Here is a 20,465-nt window from a genome sequence, read left to right as displayed (position 1 = left end):
CATGCAGGAATAAATAACAGAAGGCCAATACCGTGGATAAAATTTGGTTAGAGAGTTATCAGGAAGGCGTCCCTCATGAAATAAACATTGAGGAATATCAATCTATAGTTGATTTATTTAAACATTCCTGCAGTAAATACAAAGATAAAATAGCTTACGTGAATATGAACACGGGCTTAACTTATGAAAAAATGGATACGCTAAGCCAACAATTCGCATCATACCTTCAACAATTAGGCCTTAAGAAAGGGGCCAGAGTCGCCATTATGATGCCAAACTTACTGCAATACCCGATTGCATTATTTGGAATCTTAAGAGCGGGATTTATTGTCGTAAACACGAACCCCTTATATACCAGTGATGAGCTAACGCATCAAATGAATGACTCAGGCGCTGAAGCGGTTGTAGTACTGGCCAATTTTGCCCATACCGTTGAAAAATCTTTACCGAATATACCAAACTTAAAGCAAGTTATAATAACTCAAATCGGAGATTTATTTCCTGGCTTTAAACGCTTGGTTGTAAATGCGGTGGTGAAATACATCAAGAAAATGGTCCCCGACTATAACATCCCCAATGCTATTTCGTTTAATCAAGCGCTCGAAAAAGGAAAATCTAAGCCTTTTCAAGAAGTTGAGTGCAGCCATGAGGATATCGCCTTTTTACAGTATACAGGTGGAACAACAGGTGTTGCTAAAGGTGCAATGCTTTCACATGGGAATATGATCGCAAACGTTCTACAAGCGACGGCTTGGATTTCTCCTTTAGAGTTAGATGAGCATGAAATTATTGTAACTGCCCTTCCTCTTTATCATATCTTTTCATTAACCGCGAATTGCTTAACTTTTTTAAATATGGGGGCGAAAAATATTCTCATTACAAACCCAAGAGATTTATCGCATTTCATAAAAGAAATCAAAGGCTCGGGGTTTACCGCTATAACCGGTGTGAATACATTATTTAATGCTTTATTGAATCATCCGGATTTTGAAACCATTGATTTTTCGAAACTGAAACTTGCCTTAGCGGGTGGCATGGCGCTACAAAAAAGTGTTTCTATTAAATGGCGAGAAAAAACAAAATCGGATATTCTCGAAGCATACGGTTTAACTGAGACAAGCCCTGCAGTAACCATTAATCCAATGTATATTAAAGAATATAATGGCAGCATAGGGCTTCCACTTCCCTCAACAGAAATATCAATCCGTGATGATAAAGGTAAAGAGCTCCCCATGCATGAAAAAGGAGAACTTTGCGTTAAAGGCCCACAAGTAATGTCAGGCTATTGGCAAAGACAAGATGAAACCGATCTCGTTTTTTGGCCTGATGGCTTTTTGCGCACGGGGGATATCGCACGTATTGATGAAAAAGGCCACGTTTATCTTGTGGATCGCAAAAAAGACATGATTTTAGTTTCAGGGTTTAATGTCTATCCCAATGAAGTAGAACAAGTGTTAACGATGCACCCTGGTGTGCTCGAAGCTGGAGTAATAGGCATCAAGGTGGACGAATCGGGCGAACGCGTTAAAGCCTGCATTGTCAAAAAAGACCCCAATTTAACGGAAGAAGCAATTATCGCGCATTCTCGAGAACATTTGACCGCTTATAAAGTGCCCAAGGTAATCGAGTTCTATGATGAGTTACCTAAGACAAATGTCGGTAAAATACTACGACGCGCGCTTAAATAACATGGGCACAATATAAGCATTCTAGTTCTAAATGACTATGGGATTAATTACCAAATTTCTTATGATGGTAAGAATAGCTTTGTCAAAGCGATCAGTAAATTGGCTGTCAATTAAGGTTAGATGAAGAGAAGGCTATTCTTTTTTATCAAGACACAATTGTTGCATAATCCTAGCAGTCGCTCCCCAAACTAAGTGGGGATAGGCTGTATACTGACAAGTAATGATTTTCTTGTTCGCTTTTTCAATGCATAATTCTTTGTAATTATTTCTACAAGAAACCTCTTTCATAGGCAAGGATATGACATCAGAAACTTCATGTTTATTCATTACATAGGGTTGGAGGGCTGAAATCGTTGCAAGCCATGGATAAATAATCTTACCAAGTAACGTGTATTCTGGCTTGAGGGCTTTAACACATGCTATTCTTGAAGAATCAATGCCAAGCTCTTCGTGAACCTCTCGCAGTGCGGTTGACCATAAGTCTTGATCCTTAAGATCCCTCATTCCTCCTGGAAAACAAAACTCCCCGGGATGATTTCGCAATGATTCGTTACGTTTGGTTAAAATCAACGAATCCGTTTTAAGTTCATGAAGCAGAATAACTGCAGACTCTCTTGTCATAGCTTTACTAAGTCGTTAAGGCATTTAAAATTGCTTTAATTTTAGTATAGCATTCATCGTATTCTTCGTGAGCATTAGAGTCCATCACAATCCCTCCGCCAGCCCTTAAATACAGTTTATTTTGCTGCGAAATCACCGTGCGAATGGCAATATTTATGTCATACCGTCCATGATTGGATAAGTACCCAATGTTTCCACAGTAAATACCTCTGGTATAAGGCTCATGTTCGTGAATAATGCGCATTGCTTCAAGTTTTGGTGCCCCAGTAATTGAGCCACCTGGGAAACAGGCATTAAATGCATCTATTGGATGCAATTCATGCTTAAGTTTCGCTTCAATATGACTCACTAAGTGATGAACTTGAGAATAACTTTGAAGTTCGCAAAGTGTTTTAACTTTAACCGTGCCAGGTGTTGCAACTTTTCCCAAATCATTACGTAATAGATCAACTATCATGATGTTTTCAGCGCGATTCTTTTCACTTTGCGTCAATTCAAACTGATAGCGCTTATCCTGCACCAAATCATCCGAACGAGGCGCAGAACCTTTTATAGGTGAAGTCAATAATTTATACTGATTCACTAACAAACACCGTTCCGGGGAAAAGCTCAACAAGTCAAAATTAGAATAACGTATAAACGCCGCGTAAGGAACTCTATTCTGGATTGAAACTTTTTCATATATTAACCAGGGATCATCATAAAATTCTGTGAGAAAAGGAATTGCATAATTCACTTGATAAGCTCTGCCCCATTTTAACGCGTCATGAATCGCTTGAAAGGCATTGAAATATTCTTCTTGGTTGATTGGTGAAGCAAATGCCTCTGAAAGTTGAATTTTTTTCTTAGGTTTTAGAGGAGTATTCCATCGCTTTATGATATCCGATATCCTTATTTTCGTATCGGGATGTTGATGAGCTGCAATCAAATCCACTCTTTTCTTGTGATGATCGACAATTATCGCCCAGTCATAAAACTTTAAATCCACAAGAGGTAATTCACTCTCGAGGTGACGTTTCCCATTTAAACCTATTAAACATTCGGCAAAATCATAAGCAAAATATCCAATCGCACCACCTTGAAATGGGAAATCATAGGAAGATGATTTACATCTGAGCATACGATGTAAATCATTCCATAACTCTGAAGGATTAGTACCATTTCGTTTAATCGTCAGCTCATCATGTGGAAATGCAGTCACAATATCGTAACGGCCACGGATTTGGTCGGTACTTTGCAACAAAGCAAACCCTGGTAACGTACTTAAATGATAATAATGTCCCCAGAGGTGTTTGGGGTAGGATAAAGAATGTACACTAAGTTCCATTAAGATAATTTCCTAGGAGCTAGGATCCATCGGTTTAGATTAAATACAATTTAAGAATTACAACTCGGCACTAACATCAGCTGGATTTAAGTGGACCAGTAGACTCATGTGGATCGCTAAAATGTTTGATTTTATCAAGTGCAATGGCTTCTCTACCTAACTCTTGAGTATCGGGATTCATTCGTTGCTCATGTTTTTTAACTTCTGAAATGAATTCAGGTACATAAAATGCCATCCAGTTTACAACCGGATCGAATTTTGCGTATAAACGAGATTGATCACTGTATTCTTGATGTGGAACTTCAGTAATTTTTACAATAAGCATAATCAAGGATACAATAAAAATCCCTCGAACAAAACCAAATCCCATGCCTAATAATCGATCGGTCCCACTTAAGCCTGATCGCGTTAAAATAAAACTTAAAATCGCATTGACTAATCCGCCAGCAATTAAAGTCGAAAGCAATACAGCAACAAAAGCAATTACTAAACGAATATTTTTATCTTGTACATACGGGCGTAAAAATGGATCGAGCAAATTGGAATAATGATAAGCGAGCCAAACGGCTAAAACCCACACAATTAATGCAATAAGCTCTTTTACAAAACCACGAAATAACCCGGTAATGACAGATAGCCCAATTACAGCAAAAATAAGATAATCTAGCCAATGCCATGCCATAATTAACTCACTCCTGTTTTAATCACAAATCCATTTAAATGAATCGTTTCAACAAGTTTTTGTTGCAACTCCTTGGCTTCTTCCCTTTTTTCTACTTGACCAACAATTACTTTGTATAACTCTCGCTTATTCGTTGTAGAGCGACTATACGTTGCCTTGTATCCTTTGTGTCGCAATTGTTGAACCAACGTCTTGGCGTTGCTTTCAACAGCAAAGGAAGCAATTTGTACCGCATAAACTTCTGAAGGTTTTTTGTTGGTTTGCAGTTGATTTGCAAGTTCTTGTGCCTTTGATTTAGGTGCTATCTCTTTATGCTTTATTGGTTCTTTGTGAGCGAGTAAAGGATGATTTGGTGATGCTTTTACAATATGAGCTGCCGGCTTCGTTTGGATCTGAACGGGCTCTTCGCTCTTTGCTGTAACAGAATGTTTAATTGGTTCGGCTTTAACAAGTTGAGTGGGTGCAGGTTCAGGATCAATCGCCTCGGATAAATCAACCTTTGCTACTTTAATCGTTTGAAACATTTGTTCTCTATCTGGCTTTGAGACAGACGGCTGGTTAGGCTTTGGTGGTAAGCGAACAGCAACATTGACTGTCGAGTTTAAACCTTCATTAGACTTTTTCATCATCGCTGGCAAAAAAAGCGCGACTACCGACAGGATCACAACGACTCCAATCAACCGATGCTTACGACTTTCATCCAAGGTAAATTTCATGACCTATTCTCCTGATTACAGGGTAATTTCGCTTCTGACTCATATCGATTAGCATTTAAGATGGAGAAAACAGCTCCTACTGTCAAAAACGAACCAAATACTACAATTAAATCCTCAGGCTTTGCATGGTTAAGTGCTGCATAATAGGCATCAACAGGGGTTTCATAACATACCGTTGTTGTTGCAAGCGTTTTTTTAAAAGCAAAAGCCATATCATCCCTACTGGCTGCTCTTTTTGAATCCAAAAGAGCGGGATACCAAAAATCCACTTCCTGTGCGACAGATTTTATTAAACCGCAAAGATCCTTATCTTTCAATGCTGCAAACACAGCGTGAACACATTGCTTAGGTTGATAACGATTAATAAACTTTGCCAAAAGCTGCGCTGCCTGGGGGTTATGGGCAACATCGAGAATAATTACAGGATTTTTAGGAATAACTGTTAATCTGCCAAGGACTTTAATTGAGCGCATTGCCTTCTCAAAGGCCTCTTTTGAAACAGGCAAAAAATGATTTAAAAGAATGGCAGCGATAACGGCTGCGGCTGCACATTTTAAATTGACTGGTGGTTTGGGAAGAAAAAGCACTTCATTTTTAAAATGAATTTGGAAGCTATCAAGACTTAATTCATAGTCATAGGCTTTCTTAAATTCATACATAGGGGAATTGAACGTTTCAGCATAACGTAGCACACTTCTTGGAGGATGCGTGTCAGCATAAAGAACCGGTTTATGGGATCTTATAATGCCCGCTTTTTCATGGCCAATTGCCTCTTTCGTATCGCCAAGAATCGCTTGATGATCTAAGTCCACGGTTGTGATAATGGCTAAATCTGAATCAATAATATTCGTTGCATCCAACCTTCCGCCGATTCCAACTTCAAGTAAAATAACTTCGGCTTCATACGCTTTAAAACACCAAAGAGCAGCTAATGTGCTCATCTCAAAATACGTAAGATGAGTACATCCTCGCTTTTCTTCAATAAGTTGAAATGCCTCACAAAGCATAGCGTCAGAAACGGGGTTTAAATTTAGACGGATACGTTCGTTGAAATGGATGAGGTGTGGGGAGGTATAACTGCCTACTTTATATCCCGCAGCATGATAGATGGCTTCAAGACTAGCAATTGTCGAGCCTTTTCCATTTGTGCCTGCCACTGTAATAATGCGAGCTTTAGTCGTTTCAAGCCCCATAATATCGGCCACGCGACGAATACGATCGAGTCCAAGCTGCATTTCTTGCTGGTGACGATTTTCCAGCAAGAATAACCATTCCTGTAACGAAGACGGATTGTTGGAAGCGATTGAATTATCCACTATAGCCCATTATTTAGTCAGCTTAGCAACCAGTTCTGCAATGGTGTTACGCAATGCTTTTCGCTCAACAATCATATCAATATGACCGTGCTCCAGTAAAAATTCACTTCGCTGAAATCCCTCCGGCAACGTTTGTCGAACCGTTTGCTCAATTACACGAGGACCAGCAAAACCAATTAAGGCCTTAGGTTCAGCAAGGATGACATCACCTAAGCTTGCAAAACTGGCTGATACACCGCCCATGGTCGGATCGGTGAGCACCACAATAAAAGGCAATCCTGTCTCAGCATATTTGGCTAACGCAGCAGAAGTTTTAGCCATTTGCATCAATGAAAATAAACCCTCTTGCATTCTGGCGCCACCGCTTGCGGTAAAACAAACGTACGCGCATTTTGTGTCAGAAGCCTCACTCAGTGCTTTTACAAATTTATCTCCAACTGTAGCCCCCATTGAGCCACCCATAAAATCAAACTCAAAGGCACTGGCAACTAAAGGTCGGCTCATCAAGGTACCTTTCACAGCAATTAAAGCTTCCTTTTCACCGGTAGTTTTCTGAGCTTGAGTGATGCGCTCTTTATACTTTTTTGAATCACGAAATTTTAAGCGATCAACTGGTTCAAGGTTGGGAGCAATTTCAACCAGGCTGGATTCATCAAAAAATTGCTCCAATCGCTCTCGCGCCGACAATCGATGATGATGGTCACATTTAGGACATACGCTCAGATTCTTGACCAACTCGGTGCGATACAATACTTCATTGCACCCCTTACATTTAACCCATAGCCCCTCTGGTACCCCTTTTTTTTGTGAGGTTTCCGTTCTGATTCTAGAAGGCAACAGTTTCTTTAGCCAGCTCATAATTAATCCGAATTAAGTTGATGCAATCCATTATAACCGGTTATTAAGTTTTTTTTAAATACGCCGTTAACCTTCATAGAGATATTACTGTTAACAACGTGTTGAGGTCGTCATGAAAACGTTTATCAACTTATGCATATTCATTGCATTTTTAGTTACAAGCCAATACACGTTTGCTAAAGGAAGGTATGGTGAGACATTATGCAATGAACCAGATTATTTCTGTGTTAAAGTAAAACAAGGTGAGAGTTGGGAAACTCTTTTCCCCAATATGGAGGAGCGCGATATCATTCGAAGGATTAATCGAATGAATATTCGTCTTCGACCAGGAATGACGATTGCCATTCCTAAAAACATCGAGCGACTAACGATTTATGATGTCTCGCCATTCCCTCGATATATCGAAACGAATGGAGAAAAAGCCATTTATGTTAGTCAAAATAAATTAGCGTGGGGCGCTTATGATGAAACCGGTGAATTAGTTTGGTGGGGGCCATTATCATCCGGATCAGGCAAGTGTTCTCAACGAGATAATTATTGTAAAACCCCTTCTGGCTCGTTTCGAATCATCCGAAAACAAGATATTGACTGTGTTTCAACGGCATTCCCTCGTCGAGCCAATGGCGAAGATGGCGGTGCAGAAATGCCCTACTGTATGCATTTTTTTAGAGGATTTGCACTTCATGGCAGCGACACGGTACCGGGTTACCGAGCCAGTCATGGTTGCGTTCGCATGTTCATTGAGGATGCAAGATGGTTAAATGAAGAATTCATTGATTTGCCAGGATACGGCGTAAAGGGTACTCGGGTTATTGTTGATTCCGTAGATGGTTAGTTAACGTGAGTTAGCCCCAAAAAACGAATCTGTTATGCGGGACCTTTTAAAATAAGCCAGTTTGATATCAACATAATTAGGATTTTTCTGATTTCGAAATCCCAGTCATTAACTCAGTGCTTTTTGATAAGTTTCTTGTAAAAAGAAAGAGCCTATAATAACCATTATTGCCCAAATTAAAACGTAGAACGCTGGCGCATAAAGACTTCCAGTTAGTTTTGTTAAGCTTAGAGCGACCAAGGGCAAAGTCCCCCCAAAGAGTGCTTGTCCAATGTTATAACCAATGGAACTTCCGCTTGCACGAACGTACGTTGGAAACATTTCTGCAATGATTGTGGGTACCGTGGCATTAATTGGAGCGAGGAAGAAACTTAATAAGAGCTCAGCAATCAATACTGAGCTCCAGGTTCCTTTGATTAACAAGAAGAATATAGGAAAAATTGCTATCAATAGCCCAAACAAGCCGAATATGAATATGGGTTTTCTTCCTATAAAATCAGACAATAAACCCATCATTGGAATTAAAAGAGTTAACATCAGAAGTGCAAAAAAATTAATAAAAAGCGCTTCATGAAATATGAAGGCTTTAGCTTGCACCAGAAAAGTAGTGACGTAAGCAATTAAGATATAATTACTTAAGGCCATAATGCTCGTAAACAAAATAGCCAAGAGCAAAGGTTTCTTATGTCGTTTAAAAATACTTTTGAGTGGTGGTTCATGTAATTGCGGCTTATTCGCTAAAAAGGAAGGTGACTCTTGGCATCTTAAGCGCAAAATAATCCCGTAGATTCCGAGAATGCCCCCAGCTAAATAGGCATAGCGCCATCCCCATTGCTGCAAGTACTGCACCGTAAAGATAGAACTCAACAACGACGAGGTCATTGAGCCTAAAAAAATTCCTAAAAATGCCGTACTCAATACCAAGCTGCCAGCAAATCCCCGTCGATTAGAAAACATATGTTCAATAAGATACGTAGCTGATCCAGGCAACTCACCTCCCACAGCAAGGCCTTGGACGAGTCGTAATAAAGTAAACAAAATTGGAGATAAGATACCTGCACTTCTATAGTCTGGCAAAAACGCAATAAGCATAGTGGAAATCGTCATCGTCGTGACGGATACGATCAGTGCCTTACGCCGACCTGCCGCATCAGCTAAGTGACCTAGCAATGCGCCACCAATCGGTCGCATTAAAAAACCAATCGCAAACACACTGAATGTAGCTATTAAGGATATAAATGGGTTATCAGAGGTAAAAAATAATTTGGCAAAAAGAGGCGCGAAACTAGCATATAATAAGAAATCATACCATTCTAGGGCATTTCCATATAACCCAGCAACGACACTTTGCTTTTCCCTGCGATCCATAGAGCCCGTAATAAAAAGGATAATTAATTCTTTTTAACAAGAATTCATAACTGGCGCAAATTTATCCTCTTAAGGACGCTTTGGAAGTATCGCCATCTTCGTCATCCGATTCTTCTTCGCCTCTATCTGATATCTCTTCTTCGGTTATGACCGTTTCTACATCGGAATCCGTTTCCCCTTCCGACTCTGATTCTACCTCATCAGTTGGGTTACTTACCTCGGATAAATCAGATAAAAAAGAACTAGACTCCACATTTCTAATAGAAGGTCCCCCCTCTGTAAAATGTTCTTCAGATTGTTTCTTAAGCAATATTGCAGCATTATCCGCAGGAATAAGTGACTGCCCGACTTCTAAAATTTGCATTTCATCAATATGAGTCTCTTTCTCAAGCATGAGTTTAGATTCTTTAAGGGCTTGTTTTTCTTTGTTGTGGGCGAGCCCTAGCGTGGTCACAGCAGCAATTGCAGTCACGATGGAAGCGGCCGCTAAAAGAACAACACCAACCACCGGTATTGCTAAAGCCGGAATTAAAACAACCGCTAAACTGGCAAATGCAAGAAGAAAACCTGTAAACGATAATCCAGTTACTAATCTAGAATAAAACCGCTTTTCTTGATGCTTTTTTTCTTCTTGATGTTGATGTTCGGTAATCAATGATGAAAAAGAGAAACCCTCCATGTCTCGTTCAAGCTCAAGTGATGGCGTGTCTTTACCTATTGTTCGTTCGCCTAACTTTGGATACTCAGTTTCCATATAAAGCTCAGAAGCTGTTTTGCTAAAATCAAAGGTACCATAACCTAAGACGATTCCCCCTAACACAATCCCTGGAATTAGAAGCCAGGGAAAAGCAATGGCTAATATGGATGCAACAACAATCAAACCTACCCCTGCACCCATCCAGCCAGCATCTAAAAAGAGTTTCTTTTTATCATTGGCTTTATTTAAATAAGAAGCTCGTGTTTCAGATAACTCGTTTAAATAATCGGATACTTTTTCAATTGAGTTTTCATTTTTGAAGGAAGTGGACTCAATTGGTTCAGGCCTTAGGTTATTAAGCTCGTTAAGTAGTTTAGTAAATCGCTTTCGAGCAAGCTCAAAGGTTTCCTGGTTATTCGTATTTAACAAAGCCTTTAAATTATCATCAATTCTTTCAAAAATTTTTTGATAGGCAAGATCATTAGAGTCCAATTCAAGACGCTGTAAAAATTGGCTCAATTCTTTACGTATGAAAATAATACACTCTAACTCATGTTTCATTACATCTTGATTAAACTTACGAATTTCTTGCTGCAAAGTATCTGGCATAATGAATCAAGCCTTATGGGTTAAACGATGCGTCAAGCAGATTAGACTCACTGGATGACTTAAAAGACATCGGGGTAACGTTTATCAAAAGATTCCTGCCTCATTTAGCATAAATCTATCTTAGGTAAATTATAGCCTATTTTTTTCGAGTACTTTCATCAAGTAAGCTATTGTAAAACAGAAAATGCCCCAGAAACCCCATGCTGTGCTAATGTTAACTTTAAGGCATCTGAGTGCTTCTTATCCGTAAATGGTCCAGCTTTGACAATATAGTACTGCTTGTACTGTTCAATAAATAAGTGAGATGAAGTCAGCTTTGCAATGGCATTGAGTAATTTTTTTGCTTGTTCAGGTTTTGTAAACGCCCCTGCTTGTAAAAAATAATGAAGTTCTTGATGAGGTGTGTCTTTCGGACTTAACGCAACCACTTCCACTTTTGCCGTTCCTTTAGGCAATAAACCTAGTTTAAGAGCGGCCCCATACGACAAGTCTATAATGCGACCTTCGTGAAAAGGGCCTCGATCATTAACTTTTACAATCGCTTCTCGATGGTTTTCTAAGTTGGTTACTTTGACGTAAGTTGGTAACGGGAGTGTTTTATGGGCTGCGGTCATGCTATATAAATCATATGGCTCACCACTTGAGGTGCGTTTGCTGTGAAATTTGGTGCCATACCAAGATGCTAAACCACGGGCACGATATCCAGAAGCTGTCCGCATCACCTCATAAATTTTTCCATTTACTCGATACTCGCCGGGATTTCCATAACGGCTCACGGCTTCTGATATCGGGGTCACGGATTCAAACCGTTTTGGATGAGGGCCCTTTGGAGCACCATCTTGTTCGGTAGGCATAATTTCCAATTGTTTCTTCTTTTGCTGTTGCTTGGTTTTTCCATGCCCTGAACCCATGGAGTGCTTAGGATCAACATCCTTGGGCTGACAACATGCTAAAAAACTTAGTATTACTAAAAAAATTAAGCGCATGATCCTTCTCAACAAATCAAGTTTAAGTTAACCTACCTGTACCCATTGAAACTGATGATGGGTATATACTTAAAAGCATACAGACTTTTAAAAAAGCTGAATTTATCTGAGTTCAACAAAAAAATATAGAGTTTCTTCATTCTTTAAGTCCGTCCACTCATGAAACTCTGGTTTCGGCTACGAAAGGAAATGATGATAAAAATTTAATGCTCTATATTATGTTGGGCAGAAATTACGGTGTAGCCACTTTCTTCGTTGGTCGCGGACTTTTGTCTGTGATAGTATAATTTCATTTTTTTATTACCAGGTGACAAAATGGACAATTTTTCAAAAACATTGACTAAACCCCTGTTATTTTTGTGTCTTATTTTTAACTTCAGTCTACTTTTCGCGAATCCCACTGAAAATATCAATGTTTTTAAAAATCCAGGAATGGATAATACGCCACTGATTACCCCTGCCCCTCCAACGTTGAACGCTAAAGCTTATATTTTAATTGACGCAAGTAGTGGCAAAATTCTTGCTGAAAAAAACAGTGACGAAAAGCTGCCCCCTGCGAGCTTAACCAAGATGATGACGCTTTATGTTATTTCAAATGCCTTAAAATCAGACCAAATTAAACTGGAAGACAGCGTTCGAATCAGCGAAAAGGCTTGGAAAACGGGTGGCTCCAGAATGTTTGTGAAGGAAGGGCAACAAGTCAGCGTTGAAGATTTGGTCAAAGGGATAATCGTTGACTCGGGTAACGATGCGTGTGTCGCAATGGCAGAACACTTAGGTGGCAGTGAGCAAGGCTTCACCGAAATCATGAATCAACAAGCAGAAATGCTTGGCATGAAAAATAGCCACTTTACGGATAGCACGGGTTTACCAGATCCAAATCTTTATACAACCGCAAAAGATTTAGCTATTTTAGGACGTGCCTTAGCCTCTGATTTCCCCCAATATTATCACTGGTATAAGCAAAAGTGGTTTACGTTTAATGGAATCAGACAGCCCAATCGCAACCGTCTTTTATGGCGAGATAATCAAGTCGATGGAATTAAAACGGGTCATACCAATGAGGCTGGCTACTGTCTTGTTTCTTCTGCTAAACGCGACAATATGCGTTTAATTTCTGTGGTTCTTGGTTCGCCAAACGAAACAGCGCGCGCAGATGACAGTGAGCGATTGCTTAATTATGGATTTCGATTTTTTGAAACGCATCAATTATATAAAGCAGGTACCTCTATTACTGAGCTTCCATTATATAAAGGAAAATCCGATCAGTTAGCTGTGGGTATCGTGGATGATCAATTCGTGACGATTCCTGGTGGTCAATACAAACGATTAAGCGTCAACACCAAAGTGCCCAAGCATTTAGTCGCACCGATTCAAAAAGGCGATCAGGTGGGAGAGTTAATCGTTAAGTTTGATGATAACATTCTAACAACTAGACCTTTATACGCGCTTGAGGATGCCCCTAAAGGAGGATTTTTTACTCGCGTTAAAGACGGATTAAAGCTAACCTTTAAAAATTGGTTTGGTTCCTAAGGTCGCTAACGATTAGCATGGAAAAAGTGGTCTACATTGCTGGTCAATTTGTGCCAGCTTCTGAAGCAAAAGTCTCGGTTTTTGACCGAGGCTTTTTATTTGGTGATGGTGTTTATGAAGTCATTCCGGTTTATCAAGGGCGCTTATGCTTTTTCGAGCAACACATAAAACGCCTTAAATCGAGTTTGGCCAGTGCACGTATTCATGAGCCTCAATGCAACTGGCGGGATATTTTTAATCAGTTAATTGCCCAAAATGGCTCTGGGAACATGCAGATATATTTGCAAGTTACCCGAGGTTGGCAAGAAAATCGTAGTCATGATTTTCCTGATAATCTTATCCCAACAGTCGTTGCCTTTACCTTAAACATGCCCTATTACACCACCATAGAAAAAATGCGGGGATTAAGTGCTTGGTTAGTTGAGGATATTCGTTGGAAACGATGCGATATTAAAGCAACCTCTATGCTTGCAAATGTTTTATTAAACGATGATGCGGTATCTAATGGAGCAGATACCGCTCTACTCATACGCGATGGGTATTTGACCGAAGGAAGCTCCAGCAATGTCTTTATTGTGAATATGAATGGAGAGGTTCAAACACCACCTATTAATGGATTATGCCTGCCAGGGGTTACAAGGCAACTTACGATAGAGTTAGTAAAGTCTCTTAATTGGCCATTTAAAGAAACGAAAATTGATGAACACGCCTTACTTTCTGCTAAAGAAGTATGGATTACGAGCACCACCAAGGAGATTTACCCCGTAGCAACAATCAATGGCAAATCAACGGGTGATATTCGTAAATGGAACTATTGGAAAATCATTCATGAACATTATCAGCAACGGATTAAGAACCAACAATGACAGATCAAAATAAAATGATAGAATTTCCTTGCAATTTTCCTATAAAAGTTTTTGGAAAAAACGAAACGTCATTTATTGTGGATATCAAAAACATTGCAATGAAACATGATTCAGAATTAACCGAGAAAGCCTTTCAAACCGAAATTAGCGCCCAAGGAACCTATGTTTCAATCACAATAACGGTACGCGCTAAAGATCAACCCTCTCTCGACGCGCTTTATTTAGAATTAAGCAGCCACCCTGATGTAAAAATGGTGTTGTAAATGATCCGAATTCGTCGTTTTTCTATTCAACCTTATGAGCCAATTTGGACTGAGATGAAGCAGTTTACTGCGGGCCGAGACGAACATACTCTGGATGAACTGTGGCTACTTGAACATCCCCCTGTATACACACAAGGCCAAGCAGGAAAACCAGAACATCTTTTGAATCCTCAACACATCCCTGTCATTAAAAGCGATCGCGGAGGCCAGATTACTTACCATGGTCCTGGTCAACTTGTGGGTTATGTGCTCATGGATCTACGTCGTAGAAATATGGGGATCCGTACGTTAGTTTGTCGTTTGGAGCAAGTTCTCATCGCGCTGCTGGACAATCTAGGGATTAATGCTCAAACTAAATGTGGCGCTCCTGGTGTCTATGTTGATAATAAAAAAATTGCCTCGATTGGGCTTCGAGTTAAAAATGGCTGTACTTACCACGGGATTGCATTGAACGTTGCCATGGACTTGAGCCCATTTAAAGGAATCAATCCTTGTGGATATGAAAAAATGGAAATGGTACAAATAAAAGATTTTATTTCAGAAATCCAATTTGAAGCTGTAAAAGAACAATTTGCTCAGTTATTTTTAACTTCTTTTGAACAGGAACCATGACCTTATTTTCGGATTATTTACAGCCGTTAACTACTTGGATATACGCCAATCCTCATTGGGCATTGTTCTTTACGTTTTTAATTTCTTTTACTGAGTCTCTAGCCATTATTGGGAGCATTATTCCAGGTTCAGTGACGATGACAGCGATTGGTATCTTGGCAGGATCGGGTGTCATGAGGATTGATCTCACGCTTCTTGCGGCCGCGGCAGGTGCCGTCGCTGGTGATGGCGCAAGCTATCTTTTAGGTTCTATTTTTAAACATCGTCTCCCGAATATGTGGCCCTTTAGTCGCAATCCAAATTGGCTAAGATATGGAAGAGATTACTTTGCAAAACACGGAGGCAAGAGCGTTTTAATCGGTCGTTTTATTGGTCCTTTGCGTTCAATTATTCCTCTTATTGCTGGCATGATGCACATGAATCGCTGGCATTTTTTGATAGCAAATGTCGTTTCAGCGATTGGGTGGTCGATTGTGTACGTGATGCCAGGCGTTCTAATCGGTGCCGCCAGTACTGAACTTTCAGCTGAAAATGCCAGTCGTTTATTTATATTAATTCTTTTGCTTCTCGTTTTAGCATGGCTAGTTAGCCTAGGAATCAAGTGGGTTTTAGTTCGAATTCATTATTACTTAAAAGATAAGTTCCACAGGTTTTGGGTTATGCTTAGTGTAAATCCTCGCTTTGCTCCTTATATTCAACAATTAACCCCAGATGGTGAAGTCAATCATGCTCGCACGGTTAGTCTTTTAATTGTTTTCTTATTATGTCTTTTAATTTCATTCAGTTTAACCGCTTTAGTCATTCAAAGTGAATGGATCTCCGTCATTAATAGACCGATCCAATACTTTTTTAATTCATTACAAACACAGCACTTTGATGCGTTTTTTATAATTATTTCCTTATTTATTCATCCGCTTTCCTTATCTGCGCTGTTTTTATCGATTACCGCTTATGCTATTTATCATCATGATTGGAGAACACTCACCTACTGGCTAAGCTTAACGGTGGTGACTGCATTAGTAGTGTATTCTTTGAATTATTTTATTTACGTGCCTCAAGCAGCGCTCTTAACAAAACATAAGATCAAGCAAGTGTATCCATCAGCCAATATTACCTTTGCTACCTCATTATTTGGTTTCTTGGTCCTTTATATCAGTACCCAATATCGAACCGTCGTTACCTTAACCATTCGAATTACTTTAATTACCCTTTTATTTTTGGCAGGCATCGGTGCAATTTATTTAGCGGATAATTGGATCTCTGGTGTTCTAGCTGCTTATAGTATTGGTTTCACGATCTGTCTTGGTCATTGGATCTTATATCGAAGAAAGCATTATCAAGTTGCTCGATCACATCTTCCAATTGTTTTTTCATGCTTAGCTTTACTGGTTATGACTGTTGTTTCATATATACTTTATTTCAATCATTTATTACAAGAGCACCGTCCTTATCATAAGCAATATGTTTTAACTGAGCACGCCTGGTGGAATCAAAAGAAAATTTTATTGCCCATTTATACCACGAATCGAATAGGTCAAAAAACAGGGTTATTCAACATCCAGTTTTCGGGTAACATTCAATCTTTCGAAGAAACCTTAACTAAAGCCGGTTGGAAAACACAATCCACTTCCTTCTTTTTTTCATTATTGGAAAAAGCGAGTGGGTTAAGTAGCGATGATGAACTTCCTTTAATGGCTCAGCTATATCAAAATCTTAAGCCCGTCTTAGTGATGACCTATAAACCGAATAAGGATCAACCTATTTTAATATTAAGACTTTGGCGTTCAAATTTTCATTTACAAAATCACCCAGCGCCTATTTGGCTAGGAAGTATTCATCCTCATGTTGAGAAAAAAGAACTTAAAAAAGCTAATCAAAACGCTGTAAACCATACTGAGCTGTTTTCTGAGGTGAAAAAAGCGTTATCAAACTTTAATTTTAAACTGGTTCGATTAGACAACTTAAACAGTGAACGTTTGCCCCTTTCAGTTCCGCCAGTTATATTATTAATTAAAGAGCCGCAAGATTAGTTTTTTCTTAAGGATAAATAGGTATAAAATAACTACATTATATAAGCCAAGGATGTTGAAATGAATATAATTTTAAACACAATCAGTTATCTGCTCCCTCTGCTCGCACTTATTTTATTACTTGTGGGAATGTTTAAAAAACGTAAGCGCTTTGTACTTGCTTCTTTACTCGTTTCTTTAATTGGAATATTGCTACAGTATGAAACAGCTGGTGGTGAAATCTTTGGTCTTTACTTTAATTATAAAAACGCCCTAATCTATACGCTAAGCTTTTTAATTTTAATGATTGCGTTAATTTATATTGGCATTGCTAGCAAAGAAATGCGTGGTCGCTTTCGTTATCCCACATTATTTCTTTTTATGGTCCTTTTTTTCGCATCTTCAATTATTTTAGTGAATGTCTGGATTAATGCTTGGTTTATTGAACATACCTTAAAAGACACCACAGTTATCCAAGTCGCTACGTTTAAGAAAAACGAATTCTGCGCTCATGATTATTTATTTTATAAAGTTTCACCAGATGGGAAAATGCAGTATCTGTGCCCGAACCATTATGTATTAATTGCAAAAACAGGCCGATTAGACCTTCACCCAGAATTGTTTATCCAACAATATTTAGCGGGTCAAACTCCTTATGGCTGGTTTAAAGATCAAAATAACAACCGGCCAAATTAGTCACCGCTTAAGTATAGGCTTCATGCCTTTCTTTCGACTGACTTCAAATTGTTCTAATACTTAATTTTTGTTACTATCCCTAAAACAACTGTATGTAATTGCATCATGCCTTATTTACTTATTGCGGTATTAATTTTCTTTAACACCACATTGTATGCAATGGCTCCTAAGCTTCAGCTTAATAAGGCGATTGATAGAGCCATTCAACGGTATGGTATACCGTATGAACCCCAGCTCAAATCGTATTTTTCCCAGGCGGGCGTTCAATACCCCCCACAAAAAATTGCTTTACTGGCTTTTAAAAAAGAACAAAACATTCAGTTATGGGCAAAAGATGAATCCACATCTTGGCGCTATATTCATACCTATCCTTTAACCGCTTTCAGCGGCAGGCTAGGCCCAAAGTTAAAAGAACATGATTTGCAAATCCCAGAAGGGATCTATCGATTAACCTCTTTTAACCCTTACAGTGCCCATCATTTATCAATGATGATTAATTATCCTAATTCGTTTGACCGTATGAAAGCTAGTTTGGATGGACGCAAAAAACTAGGCGGCAATATTTTCTTACACGGAAAATCTTCTTCGGTTGGCTGCTTGGCTGTGGGAAATAAAGCCATTGATCAACTGTTTATGCTTGTAAGACGCGTAGGTTTAAATAATGTAAAGATCATTATCGCACCAAATGATCTGAGATTAGAGAAAGCCGCGACAACCAATTTCGCACAACCTCGCTGGTTACCAGAACTGTATAAAGAAATTACTTCGGCTTTAAAAGAATTTCCCGTGCGTAAAAAGCTAGTATGAGAAAAATAAAATTTAACATTCCGAATTTAATCAGACCGACCTTATTAATTTGGAATAGATAAATTAATTTAATGCTTTATACCGTAGCCAAAAGACCAACCCCTTCCTCCGGGAGACTTAAAGGCGTTTCAACCTCCGTTTTCTTCATTTCATCGGAGATGTTTTTTGCTGAAAGGATGGTATTCGCTTTAAAAAAGCCATACGTACTTGCTACTCCTAGAAGAGAACACCCTACTATAGCTACAGCAGCGAGCCCACCACTCAATATAGTAGCCGCAGCAATAAGTCCCAAAATTGAGGAAGTAAACAATAACGTCGCTAGAGCCATACTGGTGTATAAAAATAAACGACTGTATTTAGCTGCCGCGTCTGAATTTGTTTTTGCTTCAATATAAAATTTAGCATTAGACATAACACGACCAGGAAGCATGATAGGACATGGGATAAAACTTGGCCAAATAACTCCCAATGCAAGATGGTTCCAACTTACATTCGATAAATTAGGCTTTGGTATACCTGCAAACTCAGTTAAAAACCACTGCGCAGCAACGGCACAATTTTTACCTAAAATACTAGCCTCATCTTTTGTGCTATTCCAATATGTAATCCAATTTCTTAATATCTCATTCGGGTTAGCCTCAATATCAAAACTGTAAACTGAGCTGGCGAAGTCAATATAGCTTTTGGGTCCTAGATTACTCCAGTAAGTTGCTGGAAGCTCCCACCGATTAATACCATAATATTGATGAGGCTCGGTAGAGGTATTTTCAAGCACAATTTCAATATGAGACCAAATGCTATGAAAATTTAAAACATGTACTTTAATTTTTGCCATATTACAAAGGGTAAATCTAACTTATTTAGAAATGTATCAAATTTATATTAAGTAAGTATTAAGACCCTTGAAATTTTCATCTGAAGCTCTGTGCAGGAGAAAATCTCATGAAGTAAGATCGGCAATTTCTTAGGATTCTAACTTACTCATGCTCTGGGGCAACGACAAATATCCCTGGGGCATTGCGCAAATATTCATTATAATCCATGCCGTAACCAAAGATATAATGATCATCCACTTCTAAGCCTACAAAATCCGCCTTTTCAAGACCATGCTCAACTCGTTTATGATGCTTGTCTACTAACACAGCGCTGTAAACTTCTTTAGCGCCTAATGCTTTGATTTCATCAAGAATTCTTGCAAGCGTTACACCGCCGTCTAATATATCATCTACGACTAAAACTGTTCGATCTTTTAAGTTTGTGCTGGGCCTTACTTTCCAATGTAAATCGCCGCCTCGAATATCGCCTCGATAACGTGTAGCATGGACATAATCAACTTCCAAAGGAAAATCAAGTCGTGGCAATAAATTGCCCATAGGCACAAGCCCACCTATCATGACGCAGATAATCACAGGATTTTTGTCATGAAGTTTTTCATGGATATTAATCGCCATTCTATCCAAAGCGGCCTCCACCTCGAGGGTGGTGTAGAGACGAGATGATTTTTCGTAAACTTTTTTTATTTTTGCGGGTATAGTCATTAGCGTTCCAAATAATAGACAATGATTAAGAAAATGCCCTAATCGCTTAAAAACATAAATTTTTTAACACGATCTAGTCTGGCTTTTTATTACGAGCTGGAAAAATACTTACTTTCCCTGATTCGATAGACTTATCTCTTACTTTAACATCTCCAACTTTATCCACTTCATCAATGCGGTAAACAGAATGCATGGGGATATAGGTTCGATTAACACCATTAAACTCGTGCTTTAAGCGCTCTTCAGAAGGATCAACCACTAAGGATGTGTTTTCACCAAAAACAAAGTCTTGCACTTCTAAAAAGCCAAACATATCACTTTCACATATTTTACGAGCATATATTTCATAAACGGCTTCTAAATATGAAAAAGTAATGCGAAATAAAGTTTTACTCGTATTCGACATGGAAGTACCTAAAGAGAAAAAACGCATTATAC

The 20,465-nt window shown here is 38.9% G+C and carries 21 protein-coding genes; 9 read left to right on the top strand and 12 right to left on the bottom strand.

The annotated features are described in order from the left end of the window. The first annotated feature begins 32 nt into the window (after positions 1-32). The gene (locus E1O41_RS00610; protein WP_131775370.1) at positions 33-1,688 is read left to right on the top strand and encodes an AMP-binding protein; all 1,656 of its coding nucleotides are present in this window, start codon (positions 33-35) and stop codon (positions 1,686-1,688) included. Positions 1,689-1,820: 132 nt separating this feature from the next. Here the strand turns inward: E1O41_RS00610 and E1O41_RS00605 are convergent, their stop codons facing one another. The 6 genes from E1O41_RS00605 to accD all read right to left on the bottom strand — a co-directional run bounded on the left by E1O41_RS00605 (position 1,821) and on the right by accD (position 7,208). Beyond that, complete coding sequence (locus tag E1O41_RS00605; RefSeq protein WP_131775369.1) at positions 1,821-2,309, bottom strand: NUDIX hydrolase; 489 nt, start codon at positions 2,307-2,309, stop codon at positions 1,821-1,823. 7 nt (positions 2,310-2,316) lie between these two features. Beyond that, positions 2,317-3,636 (bottom strand): aminodeoxychorismate synthase component I, encoded by a 1,320-nt coding sequence (gene pabB / locus E1O41_RS00600; RefSeq protein WP_131775368.1) that lies wholly within the window; start codon positions 3,634-3,636, stop codon positions 2,317-2,319. Positions 3,637-3,712: 76 nt separating this feature from the next. Next, the gene (locus E1O41_RS00595) at positions 3,713-4,318 is read right to left on the bottom strand and encodes a CvpA family protein (protein WP_131775367.1); all 606 of its coding nucleotides are present in this window, start codon (positions 4,316-4,318) and stop codon (positions 3,713-3,715) included. 2 nt (positions 4,319-4,320) lie between these two features. Further along, the gene (locus E1O41_RS00590) at positions 4,321-5,034 is read right to left on the bottom strand and encodes an SPOR domain-containing protein (protein ID WP_131775366.1); all 714 of its coding nucleotides are present in this window, start codon (positions 5,032-5,034) and stop codon (positions 4,321-4,323) included. Further along, entirely contained in the window at positions 5,031-6,350 is a 1,320-nt protein-coding gene (gene folC / locus E1O41_RS00585; RefSeq protein WP_229669287.1) for a bifunctional tetrahydrofolate synthase/dihydrofolate synthase, read from the bottom strand. Before folC ends, E1O41_RS00590 begins: the two co-directional genes overlap by 4 nt. Positions 6,351-6,359: 9 nt before the next feature. Continuing rightward, on the bottom strand, positions 6,360-7,208 hold the full coding sequence (accD, locus tag E1O41_RS00580; RefSeq protein ID WP_131775365.1) for an acetyl-CoA carboxylase, carboxyltransferase subunit beta: 849 nt from the start codon (positions 7,206-7,208) through the stop codon (positions 6,360-6,362). 112 nt (positions 7,209-7,320) lie between these two features. On the opposite strand from accD, the gene E1O41_RS00575 reads away from it, so the two are divergent. Further along, positions 7,321-8,043: a L,D-transpeptidase gene (locus E1O41_RS00575; RefSeq protein WP_131775364.1), complete on the top strand. Its 723-nt coding sequence runs from the start codon at positions 7,321-7,323 to the stop codon at positions 8,041-8,043. Positions 8,044-8,151: 108 nt separating this feature from the next. Here E1O41_RS00575 and E1O41_RS00570 read toward each other — a convergent pair whose 3' ends face one another. From E1O41_RS00570 to E1O41_RS00560, 3 genes are all read right to left on the bottom strand, one after another. After that, a complete protein-coding gene (locus E1O41_RS00570; RefSeq protein WP_131775363.1) occupies positions 8,152-9,411 on the bottom strand; it encodes an MFS transporter in 1,260 nt (419 codons plus the stop codon). A 61-nt stretch (positions 9,412-9,472) separates the two neighbouring features. Further along, positions 9,473-10,717, bottom strand: coding sequence for a M48 family metalloprotease (locus tag E1O41_RS00565; RefSeq protein WP_131775362.1), 1,245 nt, complete (start codon positions 10,715-10,717; stop codon positions 9,473-9,475). A gap of 167 nt (positions 10,718-10,884) precedes the next feature. After that, complete coding sequence (locus tag E1O41_RS00560) at positions 10,885-11,703, bottom strand: septal ring lytic transglycosylase RlpA family protein (RefSeq protein WP_131775361.1); 819 nt, start codon at positions 11,701-11,703, stop codon at positions 10,885-10,887. Positions 11,704-12,018: 315 nt separating this feature from the next. On the opposite strand from E1O41_RS00560, the gene E1O41_RS00555 reads away from it, so the two are divergent. From E1O41_RS00555 to E1O41_RS00525, 7 genes are all read left to right on the top strand, one after another. After that, on the top strand, positions 12,019-13,236 hold the full coding sequence (locus E1O41_RS00555; RefSeq protein WP_131775360.1) for a D-alanyl-D-alanine carboxypeptidase family protein: 1,218 nt from the start codon (positions 12,019-12,021) through the stop codon (positions 13,234-13,236). 17 nt (positions 13,237-13,253) lie between these two features. Further along, the gene (locus tag E1O41_RS00550; protein ID WP_131775359.1) at positions 13,254-14,102 is read left to right on the top strand and encodes an aminotransferase class IV; all 849 of its coding nucleotides are present in this window, start codon (positions 13,254-13,256) and stop codon (positions 14,100-14,102) included. After that, entirely contained in the window at positions 14,099-14,365 is a 267-nt protein-coding gene (locus E1O41_RS00545; protein WP_131775358.1) for an HP0495 family protein, read from the top strand. The genes E1O41_RS00550 and E1O41_RS00545 overlap by 4 nt, the downstream gene beginning before the upstream one ends. 3 nt (positions 14,366-14,368) lie before the next feature. After that, positions 14,369-14,977 (top strand): lipoyl(octanoyl) transferase LipB, encoded by a 609-nt coding sequence (gene lipB / locus E1O41_RS00540; protein WP_165481076.1) that lies wholly within the window; start codon positions 14,369-14,371, stop codon positions 14,975-14,977. Continuing rightward, on the top strand, positions 14,974-17,007 hold the full coding sequence (locus tag E1O41_RS00535; RefSeq protein ID WP_131775356.1) for a VTT domain-containing protein: 2,034 nt from the start codon (positions 14,974-14,976) through the stop codon (positions 17,005-17,007). Before lipB ends, E1O41_RS00535 begins: the two co-directional genes overlap by 4 nt. A 60-nt stretch (positions 17,008-17,067) precedes the next feature. Further along, positions 17,068-17,682, top strand: a complete 615-nt coding sequence (locus E1O41_RS00530) for a type I secretion system protein LssZ (RefSeq protein ID WP_131775355.1) — start codon at positions 17,068-17,070, stop codon at positions 17,680-17,682. 105 nt (positions 17,683-17,787) lie between these two features. Next, on the top strand, positions 17,788-18,489 hold the full coding sequence (locus tag E1O41_RS00525) for a L,D-transpeptidase family protein (RefSeq protein WP_229669286.1): 702 nt from the start codon (positions 17,788-17,790) through the stop codon (positions 18,487-18,489). 76 nt (positions 18,490-18,565) lie between these two features. On the opposite strand, the gene E1O41_RS00520 is transcribed toward E1O41_RS00525, so the two are convergent. From E1O41_RS00520 to E1O41_RS00510, 3 genes are all read right to left on the bottom strand, one after another. Beyond that, positions 18,566-19,324: a hypothetical protein gene (locus tag E1O41_RS00520; protein WP_131775354.1), complete on the bottom strand. Its 759-nt coding sequence runs from the start codon at positions 19,322-19,324 to the stop codon at positions 18,566-18,568. A gap of 142 nt (positions 19,325-19,466) precedes the next feature. After that, positions 19,467-20,027: a hypoxanthine-guanine phosphoribosyltransferase gene (locus E1O41_RS00515; RefSeq protein ID WP_131775353.1), complete on the bottom strand. Its 561-nt coding sequence runs from the start codon at positions 20,025-20,027 to the stop codon at positions 19,467-19,469. A 73-nt stretch (positions 20,028-20,100) separates the two neighbouring features. Next, the gene (locus E1O41_RS00510) at positions 20,101-20,433 is read right to left on the bottom strand and encodes a DUF1820 family protein (protein ID WP_131775352.1); all 333 of its coding nucleotides are present in this window, start codon (positions 20,431-20,433) and stop codon (positions 20,101-20,103) included. Between the last annotated feature and the right edge of the window lie 32 nt (positions 20,434-20,465).

This window comes from Legionella impletisoli (assembly GCF_900639875.1).
Lineage (GTDB): Bacteria > Pseudomonadota > Gammaproteobacteria > Legionellales > Legionellaceae > Legionella_A > Legionella_A impletisoli.
Note: the sequence above shows the minus strand (reverse complement) of the source record. Positions and strands in the feature narration are given on the sequence as shown.

What these genes read in the sequence shown, in the direction of transcription:
- E1O41_RS00605 (WP_131775369.1), bottom strand. Translation starts at nt 2,309, where the DNA reads ATGACAAGAGAGTCTGCAGTTATTCTGCTTCATGAACTTAAAACGGAT.
- E1O41_RS00530 (WP_131775355.1), top strand. Translation starts at nt 17,068, where the DNA reads ATGAATATAATTTTAAACACAATCAGTTATCTGCTCCCTCTGCTCGCA.
- E1O41_RS00535 (WP_131775356.1), top strand. Translation starts at nt 14,974, where the DNA reads ATGACCTTATTTTCGGATTATTTACAGCCGTTAACTACTTGGATATAC.
- E1O41_RS00560 (WP_131775361.1), bottom strand. Translation starts at nt 11,703, where the DNA reads ATGCGCTTAATTTTTTTAGTAATACTAAGTTTTTTAGCATGTTGTCAG.
- accD (WP_131775365.1), bottom strand. Translation starts at nt 7,208, where the DNA reads ATGAGCTGGCTAAAGAAACTGTTGCCTTCTAGAATCAGAACGGAAACC.
- E1O41_RS00570 (WP_131775363.1), bottom strand. Translation starts at nt 9,411, where the DNA reads ATGGATCGCAGGGAAAAGCAAAGTGTCGTTGCTGGGTTATATGGAAAT.
- E1O41_RS00550 (WP_131775359.1), top strand. Translation starts at nt 13,254, where the DNA reads ATGGAAAAAGTGGTCTACATTGCTGGTCAATTTGTGCCAGCTTCTGAA.
- E1O41_RS00590 (WP_131775366.1), bottom strand. Translation starts at nt 5,034, where the DNA reads ATGAAATTTACCTTGGATGAAAGTCGTAAGCATCGGTTGATTGGAGTC.
- E1O41_RS00515 (WP_131775353.1), bottom strand. Translation starts at nt 20,027, where the DNA reads ATGACTATACCCGCAAAAATAAAAAAAGTTTACGAAAAATCATCTCGT.
- E1O41_RS00555 (WP_131775360.1), top strand. Translation starts at nt 12,019, where the DNA reads ATGGACAATTTTTCAAAAACATTGACTAAACCCCTGTTATTTTTGTGT.
- E1O41_RS00565 (WP_131775362.1), bottom strand. Translation starts at nt 10,717, where the DNA reads ATGCCAGATACTTTGCAGCAAGAAATTCGTAAGTTTAATCAAGATGTA.
- E1O41_RS00595 (WP_131775367.1), bottom strand. Translation starts at nt 4,318, where the DNA reads ATGGCATGGCATTGGCTAGATTATCTTATTTTTGCTGTAATTGGGCTA.
- pabB (WP_131775368.1), bottom strand. Translation starts at nt 3,636, where the DNA reads ATGGAACTTAGTGTACATTCTTTATCCTACCCCAAACACCTCTGGGGA.
- E1O41_RS00520 (WP_131775354.1), bottom strand. Translation starts at nt 19,324, where the DNA reads ATGGCAAAAATTAAAGTACATGTTTTAAATTTTCATAGCATTTGGTCT.
- E1O41_RS00575 (WP_131775364.1), top strand. Translation starts at nt 7,321, where the DNA reads ATGAAAACGTTTATCAACTTATGCATATTCATTGCATTTTTAGTTACA.
- E1O41_RS00525 (WP_229669286.1), top strand. Translation starts at nt 17,788, where the DNA reads ATGCCTTATTTACTTATTGCGGTATTAATTTTCTTTAACACCACATTG.
- E1O41_RS00545 (WP_131775358.1), top strand. Translation starts at nt 14,099, where the DNA reads ATGACAGATCAAAATAAAATGATAGAATTTCCTTGCAATTTTCCTATA.
- E1O41_RS00510 (WP_131775352.1), bottom strand. Translation starts at nt 20,433, where the DNA reads ATGTCGAATACGAGTAAAACTTTATTTCGCATTACTTTTTCATATTTA.